Here is an 8,606-nt window from a genome sequence, read left to right on the forward strand (position 1 = left end):
CTCAAGGACGAGCGTGAAAGCCTCGCTCGGAGGCTGCGCGAGGCGGCGGCGGACTGCGACCTGATCCTGACCTCGGGCGGCGTCTCGACCGGCGAGGAGGATCACGTCAAGGCTGCGGTCGAGCAGGCCGGCGAGCTCGCCTTCTGGCGCGTCGCGATCAAGCCCGGCCGGCCGGTGGCGATGGGGCTGGTCGCCGGCACCCCCTTCATCGGCCTGCCCGGCAATCCGGTCGCGGTCTTCATCACCTTCGCCTTCGTCGCCCGCACCGTGATCGCGCTCCTCTCGGGCACGAAGCCGGTGCGGCTGCCCGGCCTGCCCGTCCGGCTGGGCTTCGCCTACAAGAAGAAGGCCGGCCGGCGCGAATATGTCCGTGTCTCGCTCGCTCCGGGTCCGGATGGCATCGCGGTGGCGCGCAAGCATCCCCGCGATGGGGCGGGCGTACTGACCTCGCTGACCGAGACCGACGGCTTGGTCGAGCTCGCCGACGAGCTCACCAGCGTCGCGGAGGGCACGATCGCGCCCTTCCTGGCCTATGAGATGCTGACGGGCTGAAGCATCGGACCGAAAAGTGGAAGCCACTTTTCGGAACGCTCTGATGCGCGATCCAAAGCTCAGTCGCGCCGGAAGATCACCGTCGCCAGCCAGCCCAGCAGCAGCGCCACCGAGACCGTCGCCAGGCCGTAGAGCAGCGGCCGGTCATGCGCGGCCGAGGTCATGCGCTGTTCCGCGCCGGTCTTCACCACTTCGAAATTGGTGGTCTGGCGCGCCAGGATGGAGCCGCCGGCATAGAGCAGCACCTCGACCTCGTAGGGGCCGGTCGGCGCTATCGCCGGGATCTTGATCTGCGAGCTGAACAGCGCCGGCGACAGGAAGGTGACGCCGCGCTCGTCTAGCGTATAGAGCTGCTTGCCTTCGAGCGTCCGGATCAGCGCCTCGCGGAAGCGGGCGATGTCGAACTCGAAGTCGAAGCCTCCCTGCGTGCGCTGCGCATTGGCGAGGCCGATGCGGTCGCGTCGTGCCGCTTCGTCGGACAGGATCTCCTTGATCGGTCGATTGGTCGCGACCGAGAGATAGATCGAGCGATCCGGAAAGCGCCGCTGGGTACGGTTGATCCAGATCGGGCCGACGCGCTCCTTCTCGCGCACGATGAGCATGCGCTGCGGCCCGCGCACCGTGACGACGATGTCGTAGGGGTCGGCACGAGCCACCGAGCGCCCGTCCCGCTCGACCAGGCCGAACACGGCGAGCTGGTCGCCGGTGAAGTTGGAGGCGATCGCGATCCGGTGGGTCGACAGCGCCGCGATCAGCGCCTCGGCCTTCGCCGGAGCACCGGCGAACATCGCAAGGCAAGCTGCTGCGAGGGCGAGCGCCGCGCGTCTCATCGCTGCGCTCCCTCCGGCACGACCACCGAATAGGGCTCGTTCGGCGGCAGGAAGAGCTCGACTGCGAACCGCAGGCCGACCGAGAGGATCAGTAGCGCCAGCAGCAGCCGGAACGACGAGACGTTGAGATTGCGCGCTGCGCGGCCGCCGAACTGCGCGCCGATGACGCCGCCGACCAGCAGCAGCATGGCGAGGATGATATCGACCGACTGGTTGGTGACGGCGTGCAGCACCGTCGCGCCGGTCATGGTGACCAGGATCTGGAATAGCGAGGTGCCGACCACCACGGCCGGCGGAATCCGGAAGAAGTAGATCAGCGCCGGCACCAGCATGAAGCCGCCGCCGACGCCGAGTACCGCGCCGATGAAGCCGATGACGATGGCGAGCGCCGCGATCGGGATCACGCTGGCGTAGAGCTGCGAGCGGGGGAAGCGCATGCGCAGCGGCAGGCCCATCCAGGGTGGGTGTGAGCCGGCCTCGCGCAGGCGGCGAGCCGGCTTGCCGCGGCGGTCGCGCAGTGCGGCGCGCACCGCGTCGAACAGCATCAGCCCGCCGATGCAGGTGAAGAGCGTGACATAGGACAGGGTGATGACCAGTTCGAGCTGGCCGAGGCGTCGCATCGAGTTGAAGAACAGCACGCCCATGATCGTGCCGAAGATGCCGCCGGAGACCAGGATGCCGCCTAGCTTGAAGTCGAGCGCGTTGCGTCGCCAGTAGGTCAGAACGCCGGTCATCGAAGAGCCGGCGACCTGTGCGGCGACGGTCGCGACCGCGACGGCTGGGGGAATATCGAGGAAGATGAGCAGCGGTGTCAGCAGGAAGCCGCCGCCGACGCCGAACAGGCCCGAGATGAAGCCGACCGCGCCGCTCAGCCCGAGCACGAGGAAAATGCTGATCGGCAGTTCCGCGATCGGGAGATAGATCTGCACTCTTCCAAAACCCCGTCGGCCGTCGGCGCGTTCCCATGTCGGGCATGGTTCCGCAAAAGTGGATACGACTTTTGCGACAAGAACATGCCCAACCTGCTGAGCCGGCACGAATTTCTGGTTCGGCCGGAGCCGACCGAACGAAAGGCGCGCCGTAGCGGTGACGCTACAGCGTAAACCTTTTCAATTTGTGCAGCTTTGAACCGATCTCGCGTGCAGGCGCAGGCCTGCACCGCCTGGCTCAGCCACGGCCGGGCTTGGCCGGCTTCTTGGCGGCCACCGGAGCTTCGTCCCAGCCCTTGGCCGGCGGCGTGACCTCGTTGGCGTTCGCTTCGAGCGGCTTCGGCTTCCAGCTCTCTGCCGCCGCCTTGGCTGCGGCGAGATCACCGGCGGGCAGCCGGCTCGCCACCTCGTCGCGCTTGCGCGCCGCATCGTCGTCGCCCTGGGCGGCGGCGATCGCAAACCAGCGGTAGGACTGGCCAAGATCGGCCGGAGCGCCGAGGCCGCGGCCGAGGAGGATGGCGAGGTTGTACTGGCTGTCGCGCACGCCGTGCTCGGCGGCGCGGCGGAACCATTCGGTCGCCGTGGCATAGTCCGGCTTGCCGCCGGCGCCCTCGGCATAGAGCACGGCGAGGTTGTGCATCGCCTTGGCGTTGCCGCGCTCGGCGGCGCGCCCGTACCAGACCTTGGCGAGCGCCGGGTCGCGATTGGTGCCGATGCCCTTCTCGAACATGTTGCCGAGCCGGAACTGCGCCGGCGTAAGGCCGGCGACGGCAGCGCGCTCGAACAGGCGCAGCGCCAGCTTCGGGTCGCGGTTGCCCGGACCGTCGGCGGCTTGGGCGGCGATCTGATAGACGGCGCGGGCATCGCCCGCGAGCGCTGCCTTCCGAATGCCGGCGCTGCCGGCAGTGCCGGGCAATTCGCCGATCCCGGTGACGCTCTCGACCGCTTCGGACGGGCTTTGCAGCGGTAGCGAAGCGACCATCGAAGGCATGGAGGCGACCGGTGGAAGCTCAGGGCTCGCCGCCTGGGCCGGTGCGGGCGCGGCCGCCTGGGCAGGCGTCGTGCCGATCTGCAGCGGCGGCAAGGCCGAGCTCTGGTCCTTGGCTGGCGGCGGCGTCGGCTCGGTCGGGGCGCTCTGCGGCGTCGGCTTGGCCGCAGGGGTCTCGACGGGAGCGGCAGCGCTCGGTTCGGTCCGGCTGCTCTCGTTCGCCACCTGCTTCTTGGCGCTGCCCTGCTGGCCACCCGAGAACACCTGGGCGGCGCCGATCGCGAGGACAACCGCGGCGAGGCCGAGCAGCAGGGGCCGCCGGCGCTTCTCGAGGATCGCCTTCAGGCGCCCACCGGAGGCGGGCTTGCCGGCCTTGGCCGTCTCGACTGCGGGCGCCGGGTTGGCGGCGGCAGCTTCGCTGGCGGCCTTGGCCGAACGGCGCGCCGCGGCGATCAGGCTCTGGCGCACGGCCTGGGGGTCATTGCCCTGCGGGGCCGGGGCATCGGGGCGCGGCCGGCCGGAGCCAGGCTCCAGCGGCATGTCGAGCCCACCGACCCGCGGCGGGCGCTGCTCGGCCGCGAAGCGCTCGGCCATCGGCACGGCAGGAGCCGTCACCTTGATCTCTTCGGCCGGGGCAAGCGCCCGGACGCGCGAAGCGGGAGCCGGGGCGGCGCTGGGGCGCTCGCGTTCGCCGCCCAGCTCGGCTTCGAGATCGCCGAGGCGACCGATGATGGTCTCCAGCGTCCGGTGCACGGCGCCGATCGCATCCTGGGTCTCGCGCCCGGTCGAGACATGGCTCTCGCGCAGGCCGCTCATCAGGTCGCTGAGCTCGGACAGGCTCGCGCCGCGCGACGAAGGCAGGTCGGCCATGGCGGCGCGCGCTGCGCGCTCGGCCGCGGCGGCGGTGTCCTCGCGCATGCTCTGGAGATGGACGACGAGGTCCTGCAGCGTCCGTTCGATGCCATGCTCGGCCGAGCGCGTCGCCGCCTGCTGGTCGAGCCGCTGGGTCAGGCCCGCGATCTGGCGCTCAAGCGCGTCGAAGGAATCGGAGCCGGCGCCGGGGCGCCCGGCTTCGTCGATCTTGGCGGCGAGGCCGCGCAGCATGTCCTCGACGGGACGCATGTCGACCCGGGCGAGGGGAGTCCCGCCCTCATCGACCATCTGGGCGAGCGTGCTGGAGGCCGTGAGTTGCTCGACGCGGTCGGTCAGAGCCTCGATCCGGTCCTCGAGCCGGCTCGGCGGGCGCTCGGCCAGATGCTCGAGCTTGATCACCAGCGCTTCGATGCGGCCGGCGAGTTCGTTCGAGGCAGGGCGGCCGATGGCGTCGAGCTCGCCGAGGCGGGCGACAAGCTGGTCGACCTGCCCGTCGATGACGGACGCCTTCATCTCCGGCAGCGAGTCGATCTTCTGGGCGAGCGACTCGACCTGGCGCGACAAGGCGAGCATCGGTCCGCTGTCGCCAGCGCGCTCGCGCTGGCGGTCGCTGTGCAGGCTCTCGCGGACGTCCTCGATCGCCAGCGACAGGCTGCGCAGATCGCGCGTGTCGTCGCGCAGGCGGCCGATGTCCGAGGTCAGGGCGTTGAGCTGCAGCGACAGATCGTCGAACCGCCGGCCGTCCGGTGCGGCGACGATTTCGCGCAGCTCGGCCAACTCGTTCAGGATCGGGGCGATCATCTGGCGGTCGCCGCCGCGCGTGGCGAGGGCGTCGACCTTGGCGGCGAGATGGGCGACCTCCAGCTCGAAGCGGCTGTAGCTTTCCTGCGGGCGCGTCTCCGACAGGCGGCCGATCTCGGCCTCGATCCGGGCCAGCGGCTTCAGGACGGCGTCGAGCCGGTCGCGCCCGTCGAGGCGGTCGAGCCGGGCGCCGAGCTCGCCGATCGCTCGTTCGAGTGGCTTGTAGGCGGCGCGCTGATCCTCAGTCCGGATCGCCGGTTGTGCTGGAGCGATCCGGTCGCTCAGCTGGCGCAGATCGTCGCGCAGATTGGCCAGCGTCGGGGCGTGGTTCGAACGTTCGAGAGCAGGCGTCCTCGGCCCCTCGTCGAGGGCACGCTGGCGCGAGCGGATGTCGGAAACCGCAGCGGCGAGGCCTTCGCGGCTCAGCACCGGGCGCGCCGGCTGCACCACCGGCCGGCGGTTGGCTTCCGTGGCCCGACGCTCGATCTCGCTGAGGCGCTCGCCCATCGCCTTGATGGAATCGGCGATCACGCTGGTGGTGCGCTCCTGGCGCTCGACCGTGGCGCGCTCGCCCTGCGACAGGCGGCTCTCGGTACGCTCCATCCATTGCGCAATCGAATCGAGCGCGTTCGCCGTGCGGGCGTTGCTGTCGCGGGTCAGGCGTTCGGCCATGGCGGCCTGCGTGATGAAGGCGTCGATGCGCTCGCGCGCGGGATCGGACCTGGCGGCCTGCGGCGGAGCGGCCGTCTGCATCCCGCCCTGCGAGAGCCGGGCGAGGCGCTCCGACAGGGCGACGATGTCGTGCTCCTGCGCCTCGTGCGCGACGGCTTCGGGTTCCCCCGCCTCTTCGCGAATCTTGCTGTCCAGCCACTCGCCGAGCGTCATCCCGGCGCGACGAGCAGCGGCTTTCGCCGCGTCGCGTGTGCGCGGATCGACGCCCTTGACGCTCCAGGGCAGGCTGGTCGCCATGTCACGCTCGCCTCGAGGGGCAGATATTGACCAAAGAGCGCTCGCTACCCCCTCACGCGGCGGCGCCCTTGCGATCTCGGTAATCATGAACATCGGGTTGATGCGGCTGATGCTGGAGATCGCGGCACCGACTTTTCGCCGTCACGGTAAATAGAGCGTTAAGATCGAGGGCCTGGACGTTAATTTTCCGGAAACACCTGTCGCGGCAGGTTGCCCTGACCGGGCATAACGGTAACTTACCCCCGGCTGGTGGGGAACGACGTGACGTAAGGGAGCCGCAACGCCTACATTGCCGGCAACGCAGGGGCGCTCCGATTGGTCGCTGCCCCGCCCGCAACCTCTAAGGAATCAGACATGTCGCGCCAAAGCTCGGCTCTGGCGGCCACACCAAGTCACGACGGCCGCTCCGCCTCCCCCCAGACGACGAATGCCAGCGAAGCCGATGGCTTCACGATCAGCGATCTCGCCCGCGAATTCGGCGTCACCCTGCGCACGCTGCGCTTCTATGAATCGCGTGGCCTGCTCGCACCGGCCCGTTCCGGCCTGACCCGGATCTATTCCGGCCGCGACCGCGCCCGTCTCGCCCTCATCCTGAAGGGCAAGCAGCTCGGCTTCACCCTGGTCGAAATCCGCGCCATGCTCGCAAACGAGGAGGGCAAGGAGCTCAAGGGCAAGGAGCCGTCCGCCTCGGTCGGCGGTCTACAGCTCAGCCGCGGCCAGATCGCCGAGCAGCTCGACCTGCTGCGCAGCCAACGGGCCGAGATCGAGGCGGCGATCGCCGAGCTCGAAGCGACCCTCGCGCGCCTCGACGCCTGAAGCGACTCGGTCGCTCGACCGCACCCTTCAAAACACGATGCCCTGAACCCTCGCCGGTTCGGGGCATTTTTCGTTTGCACGTTCCGCGTGCGGCGCGCCAATCTCTCCCAACTACGCTGTCCGGCTGAAAAAGTTGATGCCGCCCCTTGGCAAGTCGCAACCAGATAGTTTATATATGAACTATCTCGAAGCGCCGCTGTCATATGAAGCCGGCAAGCTTCGTCACGAAGGCTGCACGAAACGCCAGGGAGGGATGCGATGCCGGTCTACAAGGCGCCTGTCGAGGACACGCTGTTCCTGCTCAACGACGTCTTCCAGTTCGAGCGCTACAACAATCTCCCGGGCTTCGCCGAGGCGACGCCGGATCTGGTCGAGGCCGTGCTCGGCGAAGGCGCCAAGCTCTGTGAGGAGGTTCTTCAGCCGATCAACCATTCCGGCGACCAGGAGGGCTGCAAGCGCAACGCCGACGGTTCTGTGACGACGCCGAAGGGTTTCAAGCAGGCTTATGAGGCCTATGCGGCCGGCGGCTGGATCGGCCTCGCCATGGACCCTGAGTACGGTGGCCAGGGCCTGCCCTACACGCTTGGCGCCATCATCAACGAGTTCTCCTCCTCGGCGAACATGGCCTTCGCCATGTATCCGGGCCTGACCATGGGCGCGATGGCCGCGCTCTATGTCCACGGCACGGACGAACAGAAGCGCACCTATCTGCCGAAGATGGCCGAGGGCATCTGGTCGGGCACGATGAACCTGACCGAGCCGCATTGCGGCACCGATCTCGGCCTGATCAAGACCAAGGCCGTGCCGAATGGCGACGGCTCCTATGCGATCACCGGCACCAAGATCTTCATCTCGGCCGGCGAGCAGGACATCACCGAGAACATCGTCCATCTCGTGCTCGCCCGCATCGAGGGCGCGCCGCAGGGCGTCAAGGGCATTTCGCTCTTCGTCGTGCCGCGCAACGAGGTCGGCGCGGACGGTTCGGTCGGCGAGAACAACCACGTCTCCTGTGGCTCGATCGAGCACAAGATGGGCATCCACGGCAATTCGACCTGCGTCATGAACTATGACGGGGCGAAGGGCTGGCTGGTCGGGGCCGAGAACAAGGGGCTCAACGCCATGTTCGTGATGATGAACGAGGCCCGCCTCGGCGTCGCGATCCAGGGCCTCGCCCAGTCCGAGGTCGCCTATCAGAACGCCGTCGCCTACGCCAAGGATCGCCTGCAGGGCCGGGCCCTGACCGGCGCCAAGAGCCCCGACAAGCCGGCAGATCCGCTGTTCGTACATCCGGACGTGCGCCGCACTCTGATGTCGATCAAGGCCTTCAACGAGGCCGCCCGCGCTTTCGTCATCTGGAACGCGATCAAGTCGGACGTCGCCCACCGCTCCGGGGACGACGCCGAGCGCCAGGCGGCCGACGACCAGCTCGGCCTGATGACGCCGGTGCTCAAGGGCGTGCTCACCGATATCGGCTTCGACAACGCGGTGAAGGCCCAGCAAATGTATGGCGGCCATGGCTACATCGCCGAGCACGGCATGGAGCAGTTCGTGCGCGATGCCCGCATCGCCATGATCTATGAGGGCGCCAACGGCGTGCAGGCGATGGACCTGGTCGGCCGCAAGCTCGGCCGCGACGGTGGCCGCGCCATCATGGCCTTCTTCAACGAGGTCGGCGCCTTCGTGAAGGAGAACGAGGGCGACGAGGCGCTGAAGCCGCTGCTGGCCTCGCTTGCCGCCTCGCTCGGCCATCTCCAGCAGGCGACGATGTGGTTCATGCAGAACGCCCTCGCCAAGCCGGACAACGCCGGCGCCGGCGCACATGACTACATGCACCTGCTCGGTCTGGTC

At 68.8% G+C, this 8,606-nt stretch carries 6 protein-coding genes; 3 read left to right on the plus strand and 3 right to left on the minus strand.

What is annotated here, in order from left to right:
* Positions 1–552, plus strand: a 552-nt coding sequence (locus ACQKLX_RS29640) for a molybdopterin-binding protein (protein WP_427365149.1), incomplete at its 5' end; no start/stop codon positions are given.
* A gap of 59 nt (positions 553–611) precedes the next feature.
* Here the strand turns inward: ACQKLX_RS29640 and ACQKLX_RS29645 are convergent.
* The 3 genes from ACQKLX_RS29645 to ACQKLX_RS29655 form a co-directional block, all read right to left on the minus strand.
* On the minus strand, positions 612–1,382 hold the full coding sequence (locus ACQKLX_RS29645) for a TIGR02186 family protein (protein WP_427365150.1): 771 nt from the start codon (positions 1,380–1,382) through the stop codon (positions 612–614).
* Positions 1,379–2,311, minus strand: a complete 933-nt coding sequence (locus ACQKLX_RS29650) for a sulfite exporter TauE/SafE family protein (protein WP_427365151.1) — start codon at positions 2,309–2,311, stop codon at positions 1,379–1,381. The genes ACQKLX_RS29645 and ACQKLX_RS29650 overlap by 4 nt, the downstream gene beginning before the upstream one ends.
* A 238-nt stretch (positions 2,312–2,549) precedes the next feature.
* Positions 2,550–5,942 (minus strand): hypothetical protein, encoded by a 3,393-nt coding sequence (locus ACQKLX_RS29655; RefSeq protein WP_427365152.1) that lies wholly within the window; start codon positions 5,940–5,942, stop codon positions 2,550–2,552.
* Between the two features lie 354 nt (positions 5,943–6,296).
* On the opposite strand from ACQKLX_RS29655, the gene ACQKLX_RS29660 reads away from it, so the two are divergent.
* Together ACQKLX_RS29660 and ACQKLX_RS29665 are read left to right on the plus strand one after the other, a co-directional pair.
* On the plus strand, positions 6,297–6,758 hold the full coding sequence (locus ACQKLX_RS29660) for a MerR family transcriptional regulator (protein WP_427365153.1): 462 nt from the start codon (positions 6,297–6,299) through the stop codon (positions 6,756–6,758).
* A 258-nt stretch (positions 6,759–7,016) separates the two neighbouring features.
* The coding region (locus ACQKLX_RS29665) for an acyl-CoA dehydrogenase family protein (protein WP_427365154.1) at positions 7,017–8,606 on the plus strand (1,590 nt) is incomplete at its 3' end.

The organism is Allobosea sp. NPDC003192 (assembly GCF_050275675.1).
Taxonomy (GTDB): domain Bacteria; phylum Pseudomonadota; class Alphaproteobacteria; order Rhizobiales; family Beijerinckiaceae; genus Allobosea.

Coding starts and splice junctions, on each gene's coding strand:
- ACQKLX_RS29645 (WP_427365150.1), bottom strand. CDS start 1,382: ATGAGACGCGCGGCGCTCGCCCTCGCAGCAGCTTGCCTTGCGATGTTC.
- ACQKLX_RS29655 (WP_427365152.1), bottom strand. CDS start 5,942: ATGGCGACCAGCCTGCCCTGGAGCGTCAAGGGCGTCGATCCGCGCACA.
- ACQKLX_RS29660 (WP_427365153.1), top strand. CDS start 6,297: ATGTCGCGCCAAAGCTCGGCTCTGGCGGCCACACCAAGTCACGACGGC.